At 41.7% G+C, this 25348-nt stretch carries 21 protein-coding genes; 17 read left to right on the top strand and 4 right to left on the bottom strand.

Translation table 11 applies throughout. The features are described 5' to 3' along the window. Positions 1-141 precede the first annotated feature (141 nt). From H514_RS22125 to H514_RS0100860, 4 genes are all read left to right on the top strand, one after another. Positions 142-1308: a glycerate kinase family protein gene (locus H514_RS22125; protein ID WP_051254951.1), complete on the top strand. Its 1167-nt coding sequence runs from the start codon at positions 142-144 to the stop codon at positions 1306-1308. 140 nt (positions 1309-1448) lie between these two features. Then, on the top strand, positions 1449-2579 hold the full coding sequence (locus H514_RS0100850) for a 2-keto-3-deoxygluconate permease (protein WP_027445246.1): 1131 nt from the start codon (positions 1449-1451) through the stop codon (positions 2577-2579). A 79-nt stretch (positions 2580-2658) separates the two neighbouring features. Further along, entirely contained in the window at positions 2659-3921 is a 1263-nt protein-coding gene (gene larA / locus H514_RS0100855; protein WP_027445247.1) for a nickel-dependent lactate racemase, read from the top strand. Between the two features lie 169 nt (positions 3922-4090). After that, entirely contained in the window at positions 4091-4915 is an 825-nt protein-coding gene (locus H514_RS0100860; protein WP_027445248.1) for a PfkB family carbohydrate kinase, read from the top strand. A gap of 39 nt (positions 4916-4954) precedes the next feature. Here the strand turns inward: H514_RS0100860 and H514_RS0100865 are convergent, their stop codons facing one another. Then, entirely contained in the window at positions 4955-5800 is an 846-nt protein-coding gene (locus tag H514_RS0100865) for a DUF2268 domain-containing putative Zn-dependent protease (protein WP_027445249.1), read from the bottom strand. Positions 5801-5948: 148 nt separating this feature from the next. On the opposite strand from H514_RS0100865, the gene H514_RS0100870 reads away from it, so the two are divergent. Both H514_RS0100870 and H514_RS0100875 read left to right on the top strand, forming a co-directional pair. Next, complete coding sequence (locus H514_RS0100870) at positions 5949-6194, top strand: hypothetical protein (protein ID WP_051254952.1); 246 nt, start codon at positions 5949-5951, stop codon at positions 6192-6194. Positions 6195-6421: 227 nt separating this feature from the next. Beyond that, positions 6422-7189 (top strand): PRC-barrel domain-containing protein, encoded by a 768-nt coding sequence (locus H514_RS0100875; RefSeq protein ID WP_027445251.1) that lies wholly within the window; start codon positions 6422-6424, stop codon positions 7187-7189. Positions 7190-7257: 68 nt separating this feature from the next. Here the strand turns inward: H514_RS0100875 and H514_RS0100880 are convergent, their stop codons facing one another. Further along, the gene (locus H514_RS0100880) at positions 7258-8304 is read right to left on the bottom strand and encodes a phosphotransferase (RefSeq protein WP_027445252.1); all 1047 of its coding nucleotides are present in this window, start codon (positions 8302-8304) and stop codon (positions 7258-7260) included. Between the two features lie 217 nt (positions 8305-8521). Between H514_RS0100880 and H514_RS0100885 the strand changes: the two genes are divergently transcribed. The 9 genes from H514_RS0100885 (at position 8522) to H514_RS0100925 (ending at position 20532) form a co-directional block, all read left to right on the top strand. Continuing rightward, positions 8522-8800: a hypothetical protein gene (locus H514_RS0100885; RefSeq protein WP_027445253.1), complete on the top strand. Its 279-nt coding sequence runs from the start codon at positions 8522-8524 to the stop codon at positions 8798-8800. Positions 8801-9007: 207 nt separating this feature from the next. Further along, positions 9008-10252, top strand: coding sequence for an MFS transporter (locus tag H514_RS0100890; RefSeq protein ID WP_027445254.1), 1245 nt, complete (start codon positions 9008-9010; stop codon positions 10250-10252). 320 nt (positions 10253-10572) lie between these two features. Then, positions 10573-12153, top strand: a complete 1581-nt coding sequence (locus tag H514_RS0100895) for a BCCT family transporter (RefSeq protein WP_081672875.1) — start codon at positions 10573-10575, stop codon at positions 12151-12153. 145 nt (positions 12154-12298) lie between these two features. Then, on the top strand, positions 12299-13771 hold the full coding sequence (locus tag H514_RS0100900; protein WP_027445256.1) for a helix-turn-helix domain-containing protein: 1473 nt from the start codon (positions 12299-12301) through the stop codon (positions 13769-13771). 202 nt (positions 13772-13973) lie between these two features. Then, a complete protein-coding gene (gene hutU, locus H514_RS0100905) occupies positions 13974-15632 on the top strand; it encodes a urocanate hydratase (protein ID WP_027445257.1) in 1659 nt (552 codons plus the stop codon). Positions 15633-15645: 13 nt separating this feature from the next. Further along, positions 15646-16920: an imidazolonepropionase gene (gene hutI, locus H514_RS0100910; RefSeq protein WP_027445258.1), complete on the top strand. Its 1275-nt coding sequence runs from the start codon at positions 15646-15648 to the stop codon at positions 16918-16920. Further along, a complete protein-coding gene (locus H514_RS0100915; protein WP_027445259.1) occupies positions 16920-17915 on the top strand; it encodes an agmatinase family protein in 996 nt (331 codons plus the stop codon). The genes hutI and H514_RS0100915 overlap by 1 nt, the downstream gene beginning before the upstream one ends. Before the next feature lie 34 nt (positions 17916-17949). Beyond that, a complete protein-coding gene (hutH, locus tag H514_RS0100920; RefSeq protein ID WP_027445260.1) occupies positions 17950-19482 on the top strand; it encodes a histidine ammonia-lyase in 1533 nt (510 codons plus the stop codon). 216 nt (positions 19483-19698) lie between these two features. Continuing rightward, the gene (locus H514_RS0100925) at positions 19699-20532 is read left to right on the top strand and encodes an Rpn family recombination-promoting nuclease/putative transposase (protein ID WP_027445261.1); all 834 of its coding nucleotides are present in this window, start codon (positions 19699-19701) and stop codon (positions 20530-20532) included. Positions 20533-20631: 99 nt separating this feature from the next. Here the strand turns inward: H514_RS0100925 and H514_RS0100930 are convergent, their stop codons facing one another. Continuing rightward, entirely contained in the window at positions 20632-21507 is an 876-nt protein-coding gene (locus tag H514_RS0100930) for an NAD(P)-dependent oxidoreductase (protein ID WP_027445262.1), read from the bottom strand. 252 nt (positions 21508-21759) lie between these two features. On the opposite strand from H514_RS0100930, the gene H514_RS23800 reads away from it, so the two are divergent. Both H514_RS23800 and H514_RS0100940 read left to right on the top strand, forming a co-directional pair. Then, positions 21760-23775: a S1C family serine protease gene (locus tag H514_RS23800; protein WP_027445263.1), complete on the top strand. Its 2016-nt coding sequence runs from the start codon at positions 21760-21762 to the stop codon at positions 23773-23775. 227 nt (positions 23776-24002) lie between these two features. Then, positions 24003-24524: a hypothetical protein gene (locus H514_RS0100940; RefSeq protein WP_027445264.1), complete on the top strand. Its 522-nt coding sequence runs from the start codon at positions 24003-24005 to the stop codon at positions 24522-24524. 69 nt (positions 24525-24593) lie between these two features. Here the strand turns inward: H514_RS0100940 and H514_RS22135 are convergent, their stop codons facing one another. Then, positions 24594-25127 carry a hypothetical protein gene (locus H514_RS22135; protein ID WP_036841529.1) on the bottom strand — a complete coding sequence of 178 codons (534 nt, stop codon included), beginning with the start codon at positions 25125-25127 and terminating at the stop codon, positions 24594-24596. Positions 25128-25348: the final 221 nt, after the last annotated feature.

Consider the following 25348-nt stretch of genomic DNA (forward strand, 5'->3'; position numbering starts at 1 on the left):
ACTAATATACATTTTGTACAAAAAACCATGGGAAATTCCTATGGTTTTTTGTTTGTATTAACCATATTATCAGAAAATTACGACGTTTATAATGGTTTTTGAAAGCGGTTGCAACAAGTTTAATTCAATGGAGGTTAATCGATGAAAGTTCTAATTGCACCTGATTCTTTTAAAGGCAGTTTATCTGGAATGGATGTCGCAAAGTCCATTGAGACAGGAATCAAACGAACAGACCTACATACAGAGACCTTGCCCATTCCGATGGCGGATGGAGGAGAGGGAACATTAGAATCTCTAGTCAGTGCTACAGATGGAGAATATGTCGAGACTCAAGTTTTGGATCCTCTGGGAAGAGAAATCACAGGTCATTACGGAATTATGGGAGATGAGCAAACAGCTGTTATTGAACTAGCGATTGCATCTGGATTGCCTTTACTAGATCCTGACGAATTAGATCCCAAAGTCACAACCACATATGGAACAGGTCAGTTAATTCGACATGCCATAGACCGGGGCATCACCTCTTTTATTATCTGCGTAGGAGGAAGTTCCACAAATGATGCAGGAACGGGGATCTTGAAAGCATTGGGGTATAGGTTTCTCGATCACCATGGAAACGAACTTCCACAAGGTGGTTTAGCCTTACAAGATCTAGCCTATATCGATGATCATCATGTGAGTCAGAAGGTGAAAGAAGCGAAGTTCCAAATCGCGTGTGATGTGAATAATCCATTTATTGGTCTAAATGGAGCTTCCCATATTTTTGGTCCACAAAAAGGTGCTACACCAGAAGAGGTGAAACATCTAGATCATGCGCTTGAGGTTTTTGCAAACGTAATTGCTAAGCAAAAAGGTAAGCGATTACACGATGTGGAAGGAGCTGGTGCGGCCGGCGGAACAGCTGGAGGTATGATTTCATGTCTGAACGCTGAACTGCGACCAGGCGTAGATTTGGTTATGGAAACCATTGGGTTACCTGAACTTATCCAAAAAGGTGACATCGACTTTGTCATTACAGGAGAGGGGAAGCTTGATTATCAAACCCGATTCGGCAAAGTGGTAGCAGGCATTACCAAATTAGCGAAACCCAAAGAGATCCCTGTGATTGCCCTTTGTGGTGAAATCGAAGCGGAAGATTTCCTGGGTAATGAACTATCTGTAACCTCTGCCTTTAGCATTACCACTGGTCCAATGAGTCTTGAAGGGGCCATGCAAAATACAAGACAACTACTTGAACATTCAAGTGAGCAGGTTTACCAACTACTGTTAGCGGGTGCTCGGATGAACCTTTCCACTGTGACTGGATAGGGGAGCCACGTATGATCAACTCTTTTAGGAGGTGTTACATAAAGGTAGCTACAAACTTCTGAGAAATAGACAGACCCTCACAGTAACTCGTTTTGTTCTTATTATGATTATATTTTTTAAGAAAAGGGGAGCGTTTATTTATGAAAATCAAGAAGACCATAGAAAAAGTTCCAGGTGGATTAATGGTAGTCCCATTGATGTTTGGGGCTTTATTGAACACGATTGATCAGGCACATTTACCTTTTATCGAAGCCATTTTGAAGGCGTTAGGTCAATCAGCAGGTGAAGATGGCCATTATTCCTTCTTGTACATTGGAGGATTTTCTGAAGCTTTATTCAAAACTGGTGCCTTAACACTTATTGCCTTATTCCTATTTTGTGCAGGGAGTCAAATGGATCTTCGGGTTGGTGGAAAAGCCCTTAAGAAAGGGGCCATCATTACGACAGCTAAGTATCTGACAGGTTTATCGGTTGGTTTACTATTTAGCGTGTTCTTTGACCCAATGAGTGGACTGCTTGGATTATCAACGATGGCGATTGTAGCTGCGATGACCAACAGTAATGGAGGCATGTACGCAGCATTAACTGGAGAATACGGAAACCGTTCGGATGTCGGAGCGGTAGCGATTCTTTCATTGAATGACGGACCATTCTTTACGATGCTAGCGTTGGGCATGATGGGGACAAGCTTCCCGTTTATTGCTTTCCTTTCTGTACTATTACCAATTGGACTAGGAATGCTGCTCGGTAATTTAGATGAGGATATTAAGAGTTTCTTAGCACCAGGTGAGACGTTAACGATTCCATTTTTTGCTTTTGCTTTAGGAGCAGGGATGAACTTTATGAACTTCTTCAATCCTGAAGTGGTTGGAGCAGGACTTGTATTAGGATTGATGACGACGATTCTCACTGGTTTTGCAGGAATCGCTGCATTGAAACTATTCCGTGAAAAGAGCCAAATCGGTGGCGTAGCAGAAGCATCCACTGCAGGAAATGCTGCCGCTACTCCAGCAGCCATTGCTGCAGCAGCAGGTGTAGCAGCTTCTACAGGATCAATGACAGCTGCTAAAGCACAACAATTCCAAGATATCGCGTCTTTAGCAACAGCACAAGTTTCCATATCAACCCTTACAACAGCCGTTCTTTGCCCAATATTTGTTATACTTTGGGATAAACATCAGAAGAAAAAGGGGATTGATGGATCCCTTCCAGATGAGCAACTAACAAAGAGCCATCAAAGCTATCAAGTCAATCAAGAGGCGAATGCCTAATCCACTATCTCTGGGGAGTTCGCTCTCCAGAGATTCACTAATTTATGAAACTTAAACGATAGAAAGTGTGGGATAGAAGATGCTCGTAGATTTAGCCTATGGAAAAAAGGGGTTACAAGTTGAAGTACCTGATCACTCAGATATTATTGAACCCCGTTATATCCCTAAGATTGAAAGTGAAAAAGAGAAGGCTTTTGAAGCTATGCGCAATCCAGTGGGTACGCCACCTTTAAAAGAAATGGTGAAATCCACAGACACGGTCTCGATTGTCATTAGTGACAGCACGCGTCCAACGCCGAATCATAAGCTCGTGCCTTGGTTAATTGAGGAGCTTAGTCATGTACCTAAAGAAAACTTTATCATCATTAACGGTACAGGAAGCCACAAAGACAACACGAGGGAAGAGTTTATTGAAATGCTCGGTGAGGATGTTGTGAACTCAGTAAAAGTGATTAACAATAACGCTTTTGATAAAGATACCCAGACGTATTTAGGCACAAGCTCTTATGGAGGAGAAGCCTATTTAAACAGTGAATACATCAACAGTGATTTTAAGATTGTGACCGGATTTATAGAACCGCACTTTTTTGCAGGATTTAGTGGTGGACCAAAAGGAATCATGCCGGGGATCGCTGGAATCGATACGATCATGCATTTTCACAGTGCGAAAATGATTGCACATGAAAAAAGTACGTGGGGAATTATGAAGGATAATCCTGTCCAAGGAGAAGCAACCGATATCACATTAATGGCTAAACCAGACTTCATGTTAAATGTGACACTTAATGGTGATAAGGAAATTACAAACTTTTTCACAGGAGATGTGATTGAAGCACATCGAGAAGGCTGTGCCTATGTAAAAGAGCATGCCATGGTACCTTGTGAAGAACCTTATGATATCGTCGTTACAACCAACAGCGGTTATCCACTTGATCAAAACTTATATCAGGCCGTTAAAGGGATGAGTGCTGCCCACAAGGTCGTTAAAGAAAATGGATCGATCATTTGTGCAGCGGAATGTAGTGATGGGTTACCGAGCCACGGGAACTACGCGAAGATCCTGAAAATGTTTGGATCTCCGCAAGAATTGCTAGATAAAGTGAATGATCCAAGCTTTTCCCTATTTGACCAATGGCAAGCCCAAAAGCAAGCCATGATTCAAGTATGGGCAGATTGTTACGTGTATTCTCAACTTAGTTCAGAGGATGTGGAGAATGCGATGTTAAAACCAACAAACAATATCACAGAGACGATTGAAGCGTTAAAAGAGAAGTATGGACAAGATGCACGCATTGCGGTTATGCCACTTGGACCGTTGACGATTCCTTATGTGAAGGAATAATAAAGGTGCCTGTTACCACTCGATATTTGTCGAACGGAGCGAAGTGATCGACAAATTCCGGGGCGTGACAGGCACTTTTTTAACCAGTCATGATATTATTGTTCCTACAGAAATTCTTTTTGTTGAATTCACATCAAGAAATAAGATAAATAAAAGGAGGTAGAACTTCATGAAAATGGTCACAATTGGAAATAACATAGCAGATGTATACCTTGATCAAAAAACCATGTACCCGGGTGGAAACGCGTTAAATGTGGCTGTAATGTCAAAAATGTATGGTGCCAAGAAATCTTCTTATATTGGTATTATCGGAAGTGATGATATTGGGGATTACATGTTACAAACTTTACAAAATCAGGATGTGAATATATCGCGAGTAAGAAGAGCGTATGGGGAAAGTGGTCAAGCGTTTGTTAATCTGAATAGTCATAATGATCGTATCTTCGTTGATAACAATAGAGGTGGAATTCAAAATGATCTGTCCTTAAAAATAAATGAAAAGGATTTAGATCTCATAGAAGAACACGATATCCTTCACACAAGTCTTTATAGTAATAGTGATGATCACATATCTTTGTTAAGTAAACATATTCCTATCTCTTATGATTTTTCGAACCACTATACATATGATCACCTTGAAAGAATCTGCCCTTATGTTTCTTTTGCATTTATATCTGGTAGTCATTTGAGTGAACATGAAATAGAGGAAACGATAAACCTCATACATGGTTATGGAACGAATGTTGTCGTCATAACAAGAGGTGATAAGGGAGCCAATGCATCTTTAAAAGGGACAACCTATTATCAAGATATCGAACCAGTCGATGTCGTAGATTCACTAGGGGCAGGAGATTCCTTTATTGCTGGGTTTTTAAAGGATTACCTAGATCATAATCAAATGACAAAAGCACTAGAGACAGGGGCTCAAAAAGCTGCAATCACTTGCACAGTAAATGGGGCATTTGGAAATGGTAAACGCTATAGCCCGCTTTAGAAAAAGTGCCTGACCCCCATCGCTTTAAAGCGGTGGGGGTCAGGCACCCTCGTCGAATTTAGATTCTTTGATAATGGTATCCGCGGGTTCTTTCAGTAGCTTGCGGTGATCGCTGTGATTTTGTTGGTCTAGGTAGTCCTGAACAATCTGATACCCGATATTGTAGCCGATCCATTTGGGGAAGCGGCTTAATTTTTTGCCATACATGAGTCGGTATTGATGGTCGGGATCCGTATTAGATAGCGCAGATTTAAACTGCTTTTGCCAAACGGATTCAACCTCTTCATAGGTGTAAAGGGAAGTCCAAGGTGCCAACCACTTTTCTCCATAGTGATCTTTGACTGCGCACTCAGCTAATCCTTCCAGTACAAGCAAATCTTTTAAAGCCAATGTTTGATCATCAAGGTCGAGTGCATGCATACGACAAGCGTGATGATACTCATGAGCGAATATGGCTTTGAGCTCTGTGGCAGGGTGATCTGAGGAAATAAATAAGAAAATCCCTTGTTTTAATGCTAATCCGTTCTTTTTGATTGTCCTTTGTTGTAATGGCTTATCTCCATGCTTGATCGGAAAAATAAAAACCGGAATATCTGGACCATTCCATTCGTTTTTTAACCGTTGAAACTCTTTCTTGATGATCTCCCATACTTTCCCTTTATCCATATCCTTCACAACAGCTTCTATCCGTCTCCATTCTCCGGGTTGAAAAAGTCCATTTTGATGAAGGTGATAGAGGAGCTCTTCGGCGTACATGTCAGGTACATACGATTCTATTGGCTCCACTAACGTTTTTGATTGAAGTTCATAAAGCGAATGACGGGAAGCTGATTGACACTTCTTAAAATAAGACAATAACCAAGCTTTAGTATCGATTACACTCAAAAAATCACCCTTCTCTTAAAATTTGTCATAAGCAGACATTCACCTAATCTTCGTAAACCTCCTCATATGTCTAGTCCATAGGAGAAGGCGGTGCATATGCTATGGATACATATCAGTAATAAATCATGTTTTTTAAAGGAGGATATGTATGGCATACGACGCGATGTATCGTAGATGTTGTCGTTATCGTGGGAGTATCGTAAGGCTTAATTGCCGTGGCCGCGTACATGTTGGAAGAGTGACGCGCGTAACGAGATCCCATGTGTGGATTAGACCCGTCGGAGGTCCAAGAGGGCTAGGCTATGGCTTTGGATTTGGTTTTGGAGGTTTCGGAATTCCATTTGCTCTTGGTGCCATTACAGGGATTGCACTAGCTTCGGTCTTCTTTTGGTAAGAGAATCTAGGGACAGTTCCCTAACACTGTATTCAATGACCTGAAAATTGTTTGGGTATATGTCTAAATAGATGACAAAAAATGAAGTTCCTGACCCCCACCGCTTTACTGCGTTAGCGGACTGGGGGTCAGGCACCTTTTTTGTACGTTTAATCACTCTACTAAACGTAAAATGAACAAATAAGAAGGGATTACAAATGTAAGATTCCATAAAGGAGGTCTACACCATGCTAGTTTTTTCAAGACGTATAGAAGACATGAATGTTAATGCGACGGATGGAGAATTAGGCAAGGTGAAGGACGTTTATTTTGATGAAGATCAATTGGTTGTACGTTATTTAGTGGTGGACACTCAAAAATGGCTGCCAGGTCGCAAGGTACTTGTTTCACCGGTTACATTTGACAAGGTTGATTTCGACAATCGTAAATTAAATGTAATGGAAACAAAAGACAAAGTGAAAGATTCACCAGATATTGATGTTCACCAGCCGGTATCTCGCAGACAAGAGAAACAATTACACGGTCACTTTGGTTGGCCTACCTATTGGTCAGGTGCAAATGAGAACTTTCAAGTATGGGGAATGTATGATACGCCAATAGAACTAATGAATGCAGAACCTGATCACCAAACTGTCCCTGAACCGGATGAGGAAGATCAGAAGTTGCGCAGTGCAAATGAAATTAAAGGGGACTTTAATGGCTATCACATTCAAGCCAGAGATGGTGAGATTGGACATGTCTCCGATTTCATTATTGATGATGAAAATTGGAAGATCCGCTACTTGATGGTGGAAACGAGAAATTGGCTTCCAGGTAATTTTGTGGTCATATCCACAGATTGGATTGAGGATATTAACTGGAGAGAACAGCGGGTAGCTGTTAATCTAACTAAAGAAAAAGTGAAAAACGGACCATACTTTGACCCTGATCAAACAATCACACGAGAAGATGAAGAGAACATTTATGAGAGTTATGATAAAGAACCTTACTTCTAATGAAGGTGCCTAATGAAGGTGCCTGACCCCCACTGCTTTACCGTATTAGCGAGGTGGGGGTCAGGCACTTAAATTTGCTTGAGTCGATGAAATGCAAGCAAAATATCTTCTGCGAGCATGCCAGCAGCATTATTTTCCCAACCAACTTGTTTGATGAATTGAAAACTCATTGCAGCATAGAAGATAGGGACAATGCTCATAGAGATATTCAATAGCTTGTGTGCTTCTTCATAAGAGAGAGGTAGATTCAACGCTTGAAGATAAGCTTGAATAACTAAGCTTTCATTCTCAGTCCATCTTAAATACTCACCTGTCTCACCTGTTTCATCACGATCCAAGTTCGTTTTCTTAGCATTTTGTAATAACTTATGGATTGAAAAGAAAGGAATGGTGATGACAGCTTCCTCCCAGTCAAAAATAAGTCTTTCTCCATTATCGAGTGTAGCTACATTTCCTATGTGTAGATCAAGGTGGTAGAGGGATAGGGGAAGTGGATATTGAGCTAAGACCCTACAAGCCTCTTTTATTCTTTCCTTAAGGTATGTATAGGTTTCATCTTGAGCTAACCATTCCAATTCTATCTGTTCCACGTTCATGTTTTTAGAGATCAGCTGGCTGTTTTGTTTGTATTCATTTTGATATCGTTCCTGTACTTCAGATATGAAATGTAAACACTCAGCTTCTACATCTTCAACGGAGTTCACCGGGATGTCATGCTCATCTTTTTGAGCGGCTTGATTTTGTAAAAGTGCAAGGGTTCTAGCGGTCTTTACAATATCATTGATTGTATAAGTTTTGTTGTCCACTTTTCCTTCAAAAGGAGTAAATAAAAGCCAAGTCTGCCCATTGATATTTTCTGCTTTTACAGTGTGAGGTACATGAGGGGATTCTAAGGAGTTAAGGAACGTATATATACCAGGGGATGTTTGAAATAAAGGCAAAAATGCAATCTTACAGACATAATCTTGATCCCCTTGGAACATTGCTGTTATTCCCCAATCATTCGAGCGATATATCTCAGTCGGTCCTGTAACATGAGGAGAATTAGTTGCTTTTTGTATCCATCCTCGAACCTCTTCAAGCGAAACGTTTTCTTCATTCCATTTTAGTTTCATTGATTAAATCACCTTTTCTTTAAAAGATGGAAACGATGCAGATCTTTTACTTACTATGATTATTATGACACGTTTGTCACTTTCGTCAAGGTGCCTGTCACCACCCGGAATTTGTCGAAGAGTGACAGACCCTTCTTTTATGATTTTCATCTCCCATGATACACTATACTAAATCCATAATCTTACAATGTATGAGATGGTTTTCAAGGGGGATTAGATGATTAATAGTATGCAAAAAGTCGGCTTTGTTTTGTTTTTATCTGGCACTGTATTATTTGGGTTCATGCATCTAGCGATTGCGCTGTATATACCTCACTTAAGAGGGTGGAGTGACCCTCCTGGTAAGCTAGTAATTGTACTAAATGATATCGTTGGCTGGACACCCTACATATTAAGTATAACTTTTATGGTGGTCGGAGCATTAACTGTGTTTTATTGTTTATGGGCAAAAAGGATGTATGAAGAGGAGGGCAAGGTGGAAGATGATCCGGTTTAATCACAAGCTTGTTTGACACCGATTAATACTAAAGTTGCCTGACCCCCACCGCTTTACCACGTTAGCGGAATGGGGGTCAGGCACTTTTTTCGGCACTTCTTTTCTCAGCCTTTTGAATGAGAAAAAGTCCATACCTTCGTACAAAGCGGGAATGCCAAGGAGTCTGTATAATGAAATGTACGATATGAAAAGTAAGGAGACGTTTGTATGGGACGATTACGAGATAATCCAAATTTTAAATGGTTTTTTACAGCAAATCTGGTTTCTCACATTGGTACAGGGTTAACCATGATCGGAGTGCCTTGGTTTTTGGTCAATCAGGATGGGGGAGAGCAGTTACTAGGTGTCATCACACTCATCACAACGATTCTCGGATTTTTCATATCCCCTTATGCCGGAGTGTTAATTGATCGATTTCATCGAGTGAGTCTACACCGAGGGTATGATTTGGCAGGGTTCTTTCTTTTGACGGGGCTTGGGATTGCGGGATGGTACATTGAAGAATACTCAAGCTTACTGCTAATGGTCATCTTTCTCGTTAGTATTTTATATAACATGTTTCACTACCCCACGATTTTTGCGATCAGCCAGGAGATATTCTCTAAGAAAAACTTTGGGAAGATTAATAGTGTTATGGAAGTGCAAGGGCAGGCGGGTACCATGCTAGCCGGTGCTGTGGGGACGATTTTGATTACGGCATTTGGACTGAAAACCATCTTAATTCTGGATGGGATCACCTTTCTGATCGCATTTATCCTTTTTGGCTTCATCAACTATCAACCTACGGTGAAGCGGGATAAAAACGTCGAGCAGCCAACCATGGTGGCGGATTTCATTGAAGGGTGGCAATTTCTGAAGGAGAAGCCTAAGATGCTAGTGTTTTTCCTTTCGGCTTCGATGCCGTTCATTGCAGTGATGGGCCTGAACTATGTTTTACCTATTTACATTGCCAATTCATTAAAGGCCGAGGCGTCAGTTTACGCTTCGTTTGAAATGGTTTTTGCAGGAGGAGCGGTGTTAGCAGGGTTTACCGTGAATATGTTGGTGAAAAAATTGACGCCCGTCCTATCGATCTACATGACCATTACGCTGTTTGCATTAGCTGTCTTGAGTGTTTCGCAAATCCCGTCAGTCGGACTATTCTTGTTCATGGCCGTGCTCATGGGATGGGGGAATGCTGGAACGCGGATTAATATGAAGACGCTCCAGATGAACCTGATTCCGACCACACTAATGGGAAGAGTTCAGAGCTTTATTCGAGCCACGGGCGTTGGCATACGAGTTCTATTGATTGCTGGATTTACACTATTCATTCCTACAATAGGAGCTTCGATGGCGCTGCTCATCCTATCCGGAATCCTCATTTTTGCACTCTTAGGAGTATATATGAGTAAAGATATCTATGAATCTACGGAAGAAAGTCATGTGAAAAAGGCAGAGTTGCATGTATAGAAAGTGCCTGACCCCCACCGCTTTACCGCGTTAGCGGAGCGGGGGTCAGGCACTTTTTTTCAGGCACTTTTTTTCTAAAATAATCAAACAAATATAAAAAAATTATAGGTTTTGGTGGAAGTGAAAACTAAATCTATCTAAACAATCAAAAGGATTTATTGAAGATTAAAAGATATCTACCTTTTTTAAAAATATCAGAATATTATATAATTTCAGTACATTTTCAATAAGGAAGCTATTTGGGATCAAAACGAATGAAAGCGCTATTATAATAAGCGGCTTCTTTATCTTAATCACATAGGAGAAAGGGGAAAAGGAAGATGTCAGCAGAACCAGAGCGGAATAGTAATACGGAGCTCCAGCAAAATGTGGACAAGAACACGCGTAAAGGAGTATTTATTCCGGCATTTTTTATCGTCGGAGGAGGAGCTCTGCTAGGGATTGTTAACAATGAATTGTTAGCCGAGATCTCTAAGAATGGATTTCATGGTTCTTTACAAGGGCTTGGATGGCTTTATCAAATTATATCAATCGTTGCCCTTATTCTAGTTGGGATTGTTACGTTTTCAAAGCTTGGGAACATTCGCTTAGGGGGCGCAGACGCAAAACCGAAACACCCATTTCGTTCTTGGTTTGCCATGGCTTTAACAGGCGGAATTGCCACGGGAGTTATTACCTATGGTGTGAACGAGCCCATTATTTATTTTGGGAATATTTATGGGGAAATGGCAAAAACAGGTGTAGAACCTGGAACGAATATGGCAGCCATTTTTGCAATGGGACGTTCATTGTACAACTGGAGCTTTATTCCTTACGCCATGTATTCATTAAGTGGATTGGTTATTGCTTATGTGTATTTTAATCGAAAGCAAAATCTATCTGTATCAGGCTCTCTGACCCCGTTATTCGGTAAAAAAATAACAAAGGGAATATGGCCGGCTATTATTGATACGCTTGCTGTTTTAGCTATAGCACTTGGTTTAGCTTCTTCATTAGGAGCGGGATTAGCCCTAATCGGATCAGGAATTGAAGCGACTTATGGAATTCCACAAGGACCAATGGTTTGGCTGTTTGTGGCATTCCTGATTACTGGGATATTCACCCTATCTGCTCTGAAAGGTTTGGATAAAGGGATTCGCCGCGTAGCAACACTAAATGCGAACGTGTTTTATGTTCTTTTAGTCGTACTTCTAATCATTGGTCCGACTCTATATATCTTACAATCTTCCACTGCCGGACTTGGATATTGGTTCCAAAACTTTTGGGAGTGGGGTCTTGATCCAGGCATTATTGGTGGAGAAGCACTCGTTACATGGTGGACATTATATGACTGGGCGATTTGGATTGCTTATGCACCATTAATGGGGATTTTCTTGGCTGTTATCTCATATGGACGTACGATACGCCAGTTTATGCTGATCAATTGGATTTTACCGGCTTTCTTCAGTGTTCTTTGGTTCGGTATTTTTGGTGGAACAGCCCTGCATTGGCAACAAAATGGTGTGGTTGACTTAGTATCCATTATTAAAGAAAATGGCGCCGTTGCTGGTTTATGGACCTTCTTAGCGAATATGCCATTAGCAGCGATCATCATTCCGGTTGTCATGATTGCCTTGATTCTTTCTTTCGCAACAGCAGCCGATTCAATGGTACGAGCGATTGCTATGCTGTCTACTAAGAAAATTCGTTACGATGAAGAACCAGCAAAATGGAAGATGTTGATTTGGGCGTTCTCCATTGCGATCATCGCCTACATTATGGTTGCTTTCGCAGGAGGAGCCCAAGGTGTTGATGGAGTAAAATACTTGGCAGCACTCGGAGGATCCAGCGTCCTATTCGTCTTCGTGCTTCAAGTAGCCTCAGCCATCAAAATGTTCTTTGTAGATAAAATAGAAGAGTGATAGTGCCTGATAGAGTGCCTGACCCCCACCGCTTTACCGTATTAGCGAGGTGGGGGTCAGGCACTTTTTATCTCGCTCACATCCACTTACTCATGGTAAAATGCCATATATTCAGAAAATTCGACAAAGTATGAGGGGACAAACGATGAAGCTTCTTATTGCAGATCGAGACAATAATGAACGAGTCGGAATCAATTGGATGATCCAAGCTTATTCGATTCCGATTGAAGAAACGATTCTGGTTGATTCTTATGATGAACTCATAACGAATATTGAAAATAAACAACCTGAGATTATTTGTGTTGAACTTGATATGATTTCGAAAGATGGTTGGAACGATTTTAAGCGGTGTGTGGATAGCTATGTAAAATTTATAATCTTAACGACGACAGAATCAACGTTTGCACGAGCCATGCAAGCAATAGAAGTGAAGGCTGAAGAGCTGTTGGTGAAGCCGAATACTCCGGATACAATCAAGCATGCCGTGGATCATTGTGTTCAAAAGGTACAACGCCAACCCTACGCCACCAATAGTGTAAGTCTCCAGCAAGAGACGGAAATCTCGTATCATGCCTTGTTTTTAAACGATGAAAAGATCGGGGAGGAGTATCACCTTCTTTTATTACAAACCGAGAGTCCTAACCGTTTAAAAGATTTGCGCTACTTCCTCAAACAGTATCACATCCAACACCCATGGTTTCAGTTTCCGGTAACAGATGTGATCGCTGTTGTGATGAATACATCGATCGAACAAATGATTCAAGACGCCCAACACTTATTAAAAGCTTGGGAGGCCCAATATGATGAGCCTCTTGTGATCGTGCATGACTGTGATGAGAAAGAGACCCAATCCATCTATAGAAAATATCAGGATGCCAGAAATGCTGTTGGATTAACGTTTTATACAGGATACCGCCAGATTATCCCCTCCAATCTAGAGGAACAATGGCAGGTTATTGATCCCTTTTTAAGCTCTGCCGAACAACGCGAATGGGTAGACATGCTCTCAGAAGGAGATAAAGAACAGCTGAAAAATTGGATGTATCGTGAATTTTTGCAAATGGATCAACCTTATCCAGACCCTGGACTTGTCCGAACGCGACTCACGAGCATATTAGCCCAGATCCGCCGGTTTATGAAAAACCATTACTTGGACACGGGTTCCTATGAGACGAGCTATCATCGCGTATTTGAAACCATCCTTTATAACCCTGTCCTGTATAGAATTGTGCAAGAGCTTCTTCTGTTTGTTTATGACGTGATTGATGGTGTCGCAAAACAACAGGAGCGCTCCCGCTTGGATATTACCGAGCAAGCACTTCGTTATATAGAAGAAAACTTTCATTTAACCGATCTCGATTTAAACATGGTGGCCTTATCTGTTGATCGCAGCCCAGCCTATATGAGTCACCTTCTGGGTAAAAAACATGGAAAGTCATTTCGAGAGTTGCTTCGTGATATCAGAGTAAAAGAGGCCAAACGACTACTGCTTCAAACGGACTTTCCAATACAAAGTATCGCTGAAAAATCGGGCTTTCATAATGCAAACTACTTTAGCCGGATTTTCAAGGACCATACAGGTGTGAGCCCGAGGTTATTTCGCCAACAGATGAACTAACGAAAAGGTACAGTTTTTTCTGCCAGTCTAAAATAATGAAAGATATCATGCGGAAATTATCATTCATAGTTCCATGATTTTCATTTATACCGATAAATATCTAAAAAAAGAAAAGGAAATCAAAATTCAACGTCCTATTCTCAAACCACGCTCATCTTTACAATGGAATTATCAGAAAATTTCAAAGAGATGGGTGATGAACATGACAAATCATACAAATTCGAAGGACACGTACACAGGGACTCAATTACATGCAAAAGGATGGATTCAAGAGGCAGCCCTAAGGATGTTACAAAACAATCTCCATCCGGATGTGGCTGAGCGCCCTGAAGATCTTGTGGTTTACGGCGGAATTGGAAAGGCTGCTCGAAACCAAGAGTCTTATGATGCCATTGTGAAGACGCTGCTTGAACTGGAAGAGGATGAGACGATGCTAATCCAATCCGGAAAGCCCGTAGCTGTTTTCAAATCTCATAAGGATGCACCAAAAGTGTTGATGGCCAACTCCAATCTCGTACCTGCCTGGGCGAACTGGGACCACTTCAATGAACTGGATCAAAAAGGCTTAATGATGTATGGCCAAATGACGGCAGGAAGCTGGATCTACATTGGGAGCCAAGGCATTGTCCAAGGAACCTACGAGACATTCGGCGAACTAGCTCGCCAGCATTTTGACGGTTCTTTAAAAGGCACGATCTCCTTAACAGCCGGACTAGGAGGTATGGGTGGTGCGCAACCTTTAGCCGTAACGTTAAACGACGGCGTATGCATTGCCATCGACGTCGACCAAACTCGTATCCAACGTCGACTCGATACAAGATACTTAGATACCCAAGCCAACACCCTTGATGAAGCAATACACATGGCTCTAGAAGCGAAGCAAAATGGGGAAGCACTTTCCATTGGATTACTGGGAAATGCAGCTGAACTTTTACCAGCGATGATCGAAAAAGGATTCAATCCAGACGTATTAACCGATCAGACTTCAGCTCACGACCCATTATATGGCTATGTACCAGAAGGCTATTCCCTTGAGGATGCGGCTGATTTGCGTCAAAACGATCCTGAAACCTATGTGAAGCTATCCAAGCAAAGCATGGCAACACACGTAAAAGCAATGCTACAGATGCAAAAGCTTGGCGCCATCACGTTTGACTATGGAAACAACATTCGCCAGGTTGCTCAAGACGAAGGCGTAGACAATGCATTTGATTTTCCAGGCTTCGTTCCAGCGTACATTCGTCCACAATTTTGTGAAGGAAAAGGTCCTTTCCGTTGGGTAGCTCTATCAGGTGATCCAGAGGACATTTATAAAACGGATGAACTTATCCTGCAAGAGTTCAGTGATAACGAACACTTATGCAAGTGGATCAAGATGGCACAGGAAAAAATTCAATTCCAAGGCCTGCCTTCTCGCATTTGCTGGTTAGGTTACGGAGAGCGTGCTCGTTTCGGAAAAATCATTAACGATGCCGTTGCAAGAGGAGATCTCAAAGCACCAGTTGTCATTGGCCGTGACCATCTCGACTCAGGTTCAGTAGCGTCACCAAACCGCGAGACAGAAGGTATGAAAGATGGAAGTGACGCTGTAGCGGATTGGCCACTGCTGAATGCGATGATTAATGGTGTAGGTGGAGCAAGCTGGGTATCGATCCACCATGGCGGAGGCGTCGGCATGGGATACTCCTTGCACGCTGGAATGGTCATTGTGGCAGACGGAACAAAAGATGCCGAACAGCGTCTCGAGCGCGTGTTAACGACAGACCCAGGCATGGGCGTTGTCCGTCACGTTGACGCAGGATATGACCTTGCGAAAGATACAGCCAAAAAACACGGAATGAATATCCCAATGCTAGACTAAGGAGGTTTTGACAATGAGTAAGCCACTTTTTATACGAAATGCCAATCAAATTTTAACGTTTCAAGGAAGTTCTCAAGCACCTTTAACGAAGGAAAAAATGGGTAAGCCATACGTGATCGAAGGAGGAAGCGTGTGGGTTGAGGACGGCAAGATTCAAGATATCGGATCCGATGAAGAACTAGCCGGTCGCTACAGAGAAAAGTTGACGGAGGCTGAAGAGATCGACGCTACAGGAAAAGTATTGTCCCCGGGCCTTGTAGATCCGCACACACATGTGGTTTATGGAGGAAGTCGGGAGGAAGAATTCCAGATGCGCCTCAACGGCAAGTCTTACATGGAGATTATGAACGCAGGCGGCGGAATCCATGCAACGACTCGAGCAACACAGGATACAGATGAAGAGCAATTGTATGAAGAGAGTAAAAGCCGACTAGATCAGTTTTTCCTACATGGCGTCACAACAGTTGAAGCGAAAAGTGGTTATGGTCTATCTCTCGAGCATGAGTTAAAACAGCTCCGTGTTGCCAAACGACTTAACGAGGATCACGCAATGGATGTGGTTAGCACGTTTATGGGGGCTCATGCAGTACCAATGGACTTGAAGGAAACACCAGAAGTTTTTGTGGATCACGTCATTAACGAGATGATTCCAGAAGTGGCAAAAGAGGAGTTAGCTGAGTTTAATGATGTATTTTGTGAAAAAGGCGTTTTCACCCCTGAGCAATCCCGCCGAATTTTAGAAGCCGGGAAAGAATATGGGCTAAAACCGAAAATCCATGCTGATGAAATCGAGCCTTATGCTGGAGCTGAGTTAGCAGCTGAAGTAGGCGCAGTCTCCGCTGACCATTTATTAAAAGCATCTGACGAAGGTGTGAAAAGGATGGCTGAACAAGGTGTTGTCGGTGTTTTATTACCAGGAACCGCCTTTTTCCTCATGGCTGAATCAGCGAATGGAAGAAAAATGATCGACCAGGGAGTTCCGGTCGCCTTAGCAACAGACTGTAATCCAGGGTCTTCTCCAACGGTTTCACAGCCATTTATCATGAATTTAGGCGCTCTCAAAATGGGAATGACCATGGAAGAAGTGCTGAGTGCCGTTACGATTAATGCAGCTCACGCCATTAACCGCGGACAAGAGGTAGGAAGTATCGAAAAAGGCAAACAAGCAGATCTCGTCCTTTTTGATGTACCGAACTATATGAAATTGCAGTACCACTATGGCATGAACCATACCCATACGGTTGTGAAAAACGGAAAAGTTGTTGTAGAAGGAGGGCAGATCGTATAATGCAATACCCTTATCCATTATTAAACCCACCACCTTTTGTTTGGACGAAAGATGAGAACAATCCAAATCCAAAGGTACATGAGTGGATTCAAGATTTAAGTCATCAGCAGGGCGCTATTGATTGGGATCATTTTGACGTAGCGATTATGGGAATCCCGCTCTCAAGGTCTTCGATTAGCGCGTCGTCAGCCAGTGAAAATCCGGATGCGATTCGCAGAGCTTGGAAGTCGTTTTACCCTTATAACCTGGAGCATGATGTGGATCTAACGGAATTAAATGTAGTGGATTTGGGTGATGTGCGTCAGCATGTGACTGACATTGCTCAATGCCATCAAAACATCACGGATGCTATGGCTGCGCAACAGACGCATCATCCAAATGTTTTCCCCCTAACCATTGGGGGCGACCATTCCATTACAGCCATGCTCGTTAAGGGGTGGAAAGAGGTTCACCCAGATCAAGAAGTGGGCATTTTGCAACTCGATACGCATTTTGATTTACGAAGTCTTGAAGAGTTCGGACCTGCGAATGGAACACCCATCCGTAACCTAATCGAAAGCGGTACGGTTCAAGGGTCGAATGTTCATAACATTGGACTGCACGGATTTTTTAACAGTAAGTCCCTTAAAGACTATGCAGATCATGTGGGCCTTCACTATAAAACGGTACGAGACGTCAGAAAAGAAGGCATCGACTCAATTGTTAAAGATGCGCTCGATCAGTTATCAAAGAAAGTAGATGTCATTTATTTAACCGTTGATATGGACGTCCTCGATATGTCTGGAGCACCGGGCGTACCGGCTTCAACACCAGGTGGATTATGGACAAGCGAGCTGTTTGAAGCAGTCCATCTTGCCGGACAACATCCAAGCGTGAAAGCGATGGACCTGGTTTGTCTGGATCCCGTTAAAGATGTGGCGCAAATGACGGTGAAGACAGGCGTTCATGTCATGCTATCCTTTTTAACCGGGTATAGCCAACGTAAGAATGCGTAAATTTTTTTAGAGCAAAGAAAGAAGAGGTGTATCGATGCATCAATCTCCAGTTCTTATTTCAGACCAAGATCTAACCATTGATGAATTAGTCAATGTGGCAAAAGCTTCCCGACATGTCCAACTCTCAGACGAAGCAAAGGAACTGATTCAAAAAGGGCGCGAAATGGTCCAGCAATTTGTCGAGGAAGAGCGTGTCGTTTACGGCATCACGACAGGTGTCGGGGAAAATTCGAAAATCAAAATCTCCACAGCGGATTCGAAACAACTGCAAAAGAACCTAATCATGAGCCACGCTTGCGGCGTAGGTGATTTACTAGACCAAGAACAAGTCCGAGCGATTATGCTGATGATGGTGAAAAACTTATCCCATGGGCATTCAGGAGTTCGTTTAGAAACCGTCGAAAAGCTGATTGAACTTTTGAATTACAATGTCACTCCAGTTGTTCCAAGTGAAGGGTCGCTTGGCTATCTCATCTATCAATCTCATATTAGCTTAGTGCTATTAGGTATGGGAGAAGCGATCGTGAACGGCGAACGGATCGATGGAGATGAAGCCCTTAAGCAAGCAGGAATTGAGCCGATCGAATTGTATGAAAAAGAAGGGCTTTCTCTCATAAACGGAACCGTTGATATGACCGCACTCGGAGCTATAGCGATTGATCGAACGATGAATCTATTAAAAACGGCTGATGTCGTATCGATGCTATCGTTTGAAGCGGTAAAAGGGACCAAATATGCTTATGATCCTCGACTGAATAAGGTGAAGCCACACCCAGGTCAGAAAAAAACTACCGACAATATTCATGAGATCATTCGTGGTAGTGAGATCGCTGAGAAATATAAGGACTACAGAACACAGGATGCCTTAAGTATCAGGTCCATCCCACAAGTTCATGGAGCAAGTAAAGATGCAGTCGACTATGCCAAAACCGTCGTTGAACGGGAGATGAATGCCGCAACAGATAACCCATTACTTTTTGAAGAAGACGATGGCGGTGTAGCGATCTCCTCATCGAACTGTCATGGCGAAGCGGTTTCGATGGCGATGGACTTTCTTGCGATTGCCGTCGCCGAAATCGGAAACATCTCAGAACGAAGAACGTATCGTTTAATCACCTCGGAAATGAGCGATTTGCCATCTAATTTAATTGAAAAAAATGGCCTCCATTCCGGGTACATGATTCCTCAATATGTAGCAGCATCACTCGTTTCAAACAATAAAGTCGATGCCCACCCAAATTCAGTCGATTCGATCACAACCACAGGTGGCCAAGAAGACCACGTCAGCATGGGAACCTCAGCTGCACTGAAGGCTCTTCAAACCATCTACAAAACGGAGAAAATTGTTGGGATTGAGTTATTGAATGGAGCACAAGGAATCGACCTATTAAAAGAAAACAAACTTGGTGCCGGCACTCAAGTTGCCTACGATCAACTGCGCCAGTATGTACCGAAGTTAGAGGAAGATCGCGTGCTTTATAAAGAAATGGATCAGGCGATTAGCTTGGTGCGAGAAGGGACCATATTGGAGAAAGTTGAAGGGAAGCTTGGCGAATTGAGAGTATAAAAGAAGTGCCTGACCCCCACCGCTTTACCGCGTTAGCGGAGCGGGGGTCAGGCACTTTTTTTAGGCACCTTTTTTAGTTACATCTCTTATCATATCAATTAGATATGAGGCATCATCTGTAGTATAATAAAGTAAAAGCATGCATTATAATTTTATAACATCATCAAAGACTAACATTAAATAAATCACCCATTTATCTATATAGGGGGAGTAGTTGTGTCAGAGAGGTTAAAGCCACTAAATGATGTTGTTTTTAAAAAATTATTTGGGGAAGAGGATAGTGTAGAGTGCTTGGAAAGTTTACTTTCATCTATTCTTGAATTCAAAGTAACCAATATAGAAATAGTTGGAGAAAAGTTAACGGTCGATAAAATCGATGGTAAACAAGGTATTCTTGATATCAAGGCTTATGTAGTTAATTCAAATGAAAAAATTAATATCGAAGTTCAACTAGTTAATCAACACAATATGATAGAGAGAACAGTTTTTTACTGGTCAAAGTTATACACTGAGAACTTCAAAAAAGGCCAAGACTATTCAAGACTAGACAAAACAATTACTATAAATATTCTAAATTATGATACTTTACCCACTCAGAGATTTCATTCAATATATCAAATACAAGAAACGACGGAAAATGTATCTTTAACGAACTTACTTGAAATCCATTTTATTGAATACCCTAAGTTTAGAAAATTGTCTCATGATAAGAATAATGAACTCCATCGTTGGTTACTCTTCTTGCAAGAGGATGTATCTGAACAGACTTTAAAGGAGGTCATAGAGATGGATCAAGTGATTAAAAAAGCAGATAGTAAGTTGAAAAGGTTAAGTGAAGATGAAGAAACACGTAGAATGTATCAACTGAGAGAGAAGCAAATAGCTGATTTAAAATCAAATATAAAAGGGGCAAAAAGAGAAAAAGCAGAAGAAATTGCTGAAAACTTGCTTAAACAAAATGATTCAATGAGTGTAGAAGATGTAGCAAATGCAACTGGGCTTTCCTTTGAAAAAGTAAAGCAAATTGAAATAGAAGTGCGAAATAAATAAATTAAAGAATTACAGAGTAAGTACCTAAAGAAAGTGCCTAAAGGAAGTGCCTGACCCCCACCGCTTTACCGCGTTAGCGGAGCGGGGGTCAGGCACTTCCTATTTCATCATCTGATAATACTTATACAACGCCTGCGTCCCATTATTGTCTCCACCAGCTTCACTGAGTTTATCATATAACTCCTTCGCCAGTTTCAGCCCAGGAACAGGAACATCCATGTCATCAGCAGCATCAATCGCGATCTTCATATCCTTAATAAAATGCTTCACATAAAATCCAGGTTCAAAATCCTGATCAATCATACGAGGGGCCAGGTTGGATAAGGACCAACTACCCGCTGCACCATAGGAGATGCTTTCTAAAACGGTTTTTGGATCAAGGCCAGCGTGTTCCGCATAGATAATTGCTTCACAAACCCCAAGCATGCCAGACGCAATCGCAATCTGGTTACACATTTTCGTGTGTTGTCCAGAACCAGCCTCACCTTGCAGGACAATATTACTTCCCATAGCCTCTAAAGCAGGACGAATGATCTCGAACTGCTCTTTAGCACCACCAACCATAATGGCAAGGTTACCATTTCGAGCTCCAACATCACCACCTGATACTGGTGCATCAAAAGCATGAATGCCAGCAGCCTTCGCCTTTGAGTAAATCTCCTGAGCTAGTTTAGGAGATGAAGTCGTCATATCAATCGTATATGTACCAGCCTTTGCATTCTCAATAACGCCATCCTTACCAAAATACACAGCTTCGACATCGCTTGGATAGCCGACAATTGTAATAATGATATCCGAATCCTTAGCGAGATCTGCCACAGAATCCTTCCACGTCCCACCTTGATCAAGAACCTCTTGCGCTTTTTCTTTTGTTCTTGTAAACATATTCAGGGTAAAGCCCGCCTTCATGAGATTAATAGCCATGCTTTTCCCCATCACGCCTGAGCCGATAAATCCGATTGTTTTGTCTGCCATTGGAATCCTCCTCATAATCTATTTAGAGGTAGGATATCATATTTTGCTTTTAAATCGTTTTCAAAAGCACCATGCAACTGCAAAAATACATTAACGCATTAACGCACCGGGGGTCAGGCACCACGACAGAAAACGACAAATTCCGGGTCGTGACAGGCACCTCCCGAAATCTTGGAATATATTACCGACAAGGTTGTAATAGTTTTCATGTTACCATGTACAATGTCAAAAATTTTACAATGGAGGAACAGCATGAGAAATCTATACATAATACTCTCCATTATTTTTCTTGTACCACTGATTTTGGGGACTGCCGGAACAGTTGATGCGGAAACAATAGAATGGAAAGACATGGAGCAAAAAGAGGTTGTGCCAGCTTATAAAAAATGGACCATTCAATTTTCAGCTCCCATTGCCCCCTCTAGTTTTACATCAGAGAATGTGTTCGTTTATAACAGTGATGGGAAACGTGTGATTGGCACAAAGCTTAGTCTCTCTGATGATCGCATGAAAGGATATATCTCTGCGCCAAAAGGGGGATACATAAAAGGAGACTATGAACTAATCATCAATGAAAAGGTGAAGGGGAGTCGTAAGGGGAAAGCCATTAAAGATCCTGTAAGCTTCACGTTTCATGTAGAGCCTGAAAAAATTGCGATTCAGCAGTTGATGGACCAATCTAGTGAAGGGGTTGTCATCGTAAAGGGCTATAATGAGCATGGTGAATACATCAAACAAGGAAGCGGTTTTTCAATAGCCAATGGACTCATTTTAACGAATTTTCATGTAGTGCGAGGTACGAAATCAGTCAAAATTCAAACGCAATCAGGGAAAGTGGTTCCAATTGAAGGCATTGTTTCGATGGCTGAAGAATTCGATCTAGCCTTATTAAAACCTGAGGAAAATCTGAACCTTCCACAGTTACATCTAGGGAATTTTGAAGAAGTTGAAGTGGGAGAGAAGGTGTATGCCATTGGGAGTCCTCAAGGGTTGATGAATACGGTATCAGAAGGGATTGTAAGTGGTCTGCGTTATCAACAGGTTGATACGTCTCTTTTCGATATCATCAATATCATTCAGACGACAACACCGATTTCTTCCGGAAGCTCTGGAGGACCTCTCTTCAATCAGTATGGAAAGGTGATCGGTGTAACGACTTCAGGCTATCAAACTGGTAATCTCAATTTTGCTGTGGCGACAAGTGGATTTGCAAAACTCTGGGAGCGAACCAACTCACGCTATGAGCTTGATGAAATCGAAGTTTTGGATGTCGACCTGACATCTGATAAATATATTGATGAACAACAACCTACAGGGAACAAGGTGGATGAAACACCTGAGCCCATCGTTTCAACGTTTTCGATTCCTGATATAATGACGAATGTCATCCAACACCCAACAGAGCCTGTTGTATATGGAGTTGGTGTGGAAAATGAGATCATCAAAGTAAATTTAGAAACAGAAGAGGTGCAAACGCTGTCTGTTGATCATACCCCTGAACGTCTCTATTTTGCTAATGATGAATTGTACGTGACGCTTTTAAAAGAAGAGCACGATGCAATGTGGTGGGAGGAAGATCAAAAAGGAGCTTTTGCCGTGGTCGAACCTGAATCATTTACCATCAAGCAAAAAGTGGACATTGCGTTAGATCCTTTTGATTTAGTGGCTACGGAAGATCATGTGTATATAAGCAGCGGATCTGGCCAACACACCAGCATGGTTAGCTATAATCGTTCAAATGGATACAAGGAAGTGGATCGAACAGACATCTATCAGTATCATTTCCTTGAAATCGATGAAGCATTACAGCAAATTTATGCGATTGATTGGGATATTTCACCGACTATGAAAGCCTACCCATATAACAATGGTAGCTTTGAAGATAACTACCGTAAACCGCATCATGACAAGGATTTTAATTTAGATGAAAAGATGGTTCTCACATCTGATGGGACGTATCTCATCAATGCTTCTGGACAAGTGTTTACGACATCTACTCATCAGGAACGGAACCTAGAACCTGTGACAACTATTGAACCTTTTGATGAGATCCGTCTTGATCCAAGTCAAAACCAATTCTTTATTTCACAGGAAGACCAAATTATCGCTTTTGATGAAAAGACTATGATGCTACAGGATCGATACTACTTAAGAGAAAAGCCAGACAGCTTCTTTCGGACTGAGCAAGGCCTGTACACGATGAAACAGAGGAAAGTAGAAGGCTCCAATATTCCTCACATGGTGTTTCACAAATTTGAATATCACTAATATCACTCAAGGCATGAGAGGCAATCTTTATAAAAAAGGTTGCCTCTTTTTAAGTGCCACCCCCACCTCATTAACGCAGTAAAGCGGTGGGGGTCAGGCACCACCCTCTACGACAAAAACGACAAATTCCGGGGCGTGACAGGCACCTGTCGAATTAAACTTGTTCTATCAATGGCTCTTCTAGCATCTACTAGTAAAAAGTAGATCTGTTATAGGGAGTGAAAAGGATGAAAAAGCTAATCAATCTGAAAAGGAAATGTGAATCTGCACGAAAACAGTTTCACGATGCCTGCTTTGAACTCATAACGGAACACAGAGCCTACCATGGTGAACTAGTAAAAGGGGATATTAAAAAACAAGACCTGGAAACGATTCAATCACTAGCCTATGAAATCCAAGATGAATTGAACGTATTTGAGAGTTATCAACGCTTAACCCATTGGAGAGATACTATCTCATTGATTAGCCAAGATATCATAGACAAAACAGAGGTTGGTGGGGATTTGTATGATTTAGCCCAATGTAAAGAAGAGTTTCACTCGGACTTTTATGATGAGGAAGGGTTACATTATGAAGATATCGACTCCTTTCTTCATGATGCCCAGGTAGAAGCAGATCTTGAAAAGGAACGGATGCTAGAGAATGCAAAAAACGACATTTTTGAGATAGAGGAGAAGCTAAAGCAAATTGGTTTTCTGTTAGATCAGGTTATTCAGTATCCGGTGGGGGAGTTAAGTAAGGGAACATGAGGTTTTAAGTGCAAGGGCTGTCCCGTATAATAGCAGGACAGCCTTTGTAGATGAAGCGAATACCCCGTTTTATTCTTCTGTAGATGGATCAAGGTCAATCCCATTAATCTTCTCTTGGAAAACCTCTTTGAACACCTCAGCAGCTACTTCATTATAGTTTCGATACAAGTCTGATAAATCTTCGTTATAAAACTGTGTTACACTCTTCGTGAAAACTGGGTATACCGCAACAGTACCAGGCACGACAAAAGCCACTTTTGAGAATAGGAAATAGCGGTTTGTTTCTAATGCATCTTCAACTAATTTTGAAATGTCTCGAGCATTAAATTTAGAAACATCATACGGTTCCGCAATATTTCCATCAAATAGAACAACAACATAGATCGGGATATTCCCAATTTCTCTTTGCGTTTCTAAAATCGTAGCCAAAGCTCTAGCTTTTTCCTCATTTCTGATCCATATAGGAATCAAATATCCGGCGTTTTTTGGAAGCTCATATAGATCGATAACCGTTAAAAACGGATCGTTCCCGATTGAATATTTTAACTGATTAAAATACGTTACCTGTGGAGGACTTAACTCAGGCTGATTCGGCTGTGTCATAAGGAAACCTCCTTTCATCAGCCGGTGGTATATCGTATGATTCTGAAATTATATGAAAACTGTCAGGTAACTAGATTTTGAGGATTTGGGGTGGGAATTGATTAGGGAGTCTATGAAAAAAATGGGAAACAGTGAGTGTGTCTATTGCGTTAATACACTGTGAACAGGTACCAACTACAAAATAATTTATAATTCAATGCTATATAACAAAAGAAGTCAAA

Source organism: Pontibacillus marinus BH030004 = DSM 16465, from assembly GCF_000425225.1.
Taxonomy (GTDB): domain Bacteria; phylum Bacillota; class Bacilli; order Bacillales; family BH030062; genus Pontibacillus; species Pontibacillus marinus.

Coding starts and splice junctions, on each gene's coding strand:
- H514_RS22125 (WP_051254951.1), top strand. CDS start 142: ATGAAAGTTCTAATTGCACCTGATTCTTTTAAAGGCAGTTTATCTGGA.
- H514_RS0100850 (WP_027445246.1), top strand. CDS start 1,449: ATGAAAATCAAGAAGACCATAGAAAAAGTTCCAGGTGGATTAATGGTA.
- larA (WP_027445247.1), top strand. CDS start 2,659: ATGCTCGTAGATTTAGCCTATGGAAAAAAGGGGTTACAAGTTGAAGTA.
- H514_RS0100860 (WP_027445248.1), top strand. CDS start 4,091: ATGAAAATGGTCACAATTGGAAATAACATAGCAGATGTATACCTTGAT.
- H514_RS0100870 (WP_051254952.1), top strand. CDS start 5,949: ATGGCATACGACGCGATGTATCGTAGATGTTGTCGTTATCGTGGGAGT.
- H514_RS0100875 (WP_027445251.1), top strand. CDS start 6,422: ATGCTAGTTTTTTCAAGACGTATAGAAGACATGAATGTTAATGCGACG.
- H514_RS0100880 (WP_027445252.1), bottom strand. CDS start 8,304: ATGAAACTAAAATGGAATGAAGAAAACGTTTCGCTTGAAGAGGTTCGA.
- H514_RS0100885 (WP_027445253.1), top strand. CDS start 8,522: ATGATTAATAGTATGCAAAAAGTCGGCTTTGTTTTGTTTTTATCTGGC.
- H514_RS0100890 (WP_027445254.1), top strand. CDS start 9,008: ATGGGACGATTACGAGATAATCCAAATTTTAAATGGTTTTTTACAGCA.
- H514_RS0100895 (WP_081672875.1), top strand. CDS start 10,573: ATGTCAGCAGAACCAGAGCGGAATAGTAATACGGAGCTCCAGCAAAAT.
- H514_RS0100900 (WP_027445256.1), top strand. CDS start 12,299: ATGAAGCTTCTTATTGCAGATCGAGACAATAATGAACGAGTCGGAATC.
- hutU (WP_027445257.1), top strand. CDS start 13,974: ATGACAAATCATACAAATTCGAAGGACACGTACACAGGGACTCAATTA.
- hutI (WP_027445258.1), top strand. CDS start 15,646: ATGAGTAAGCCACTTTTTATACGAAATGCCAATCAAATTTTAACGTTT.
- H514_RS0100915 (WP_027445259.1), top strand. CDS start 16,920: ATGCAATACCCTTATCCATTATTAAACCCACCACCTTTTGTTTGGACG.
- hutH (WP_027445260.1), top strand. CDS start 17,950: ATGCATCAATCTCCAGTTCTTATTTCAGACCAAGATCTAACCATTGAT.
- H514_RS0100930 (WP_027445262.1), bottom strand. CDS start 21,507: ATGGCAGACAAAACAATCGGATTTATCGGCTCAGGCGTGATGGGGAAA.
- H514_RS23800 (WP_027445263.1), top strand. CDS start 21,760: ATGAGAAATCTATACATAATACTCTCCATTATTTTTCTTGTACCACTG.
- H514_RS0100940 (WP_027445264.1), top strand. CDS start 24,003: ATGAAAAAGCTAATCAATCTGAAAAGGAAATGTGAATCTGCACGAAAA.
- H514_RS22135 (WP_036841529.1), bottom strand. CDS start 25,127: ATGACACAGCCGAATCAGCCTGAGTTAAGTCCTCCACAGGTAACGTAT.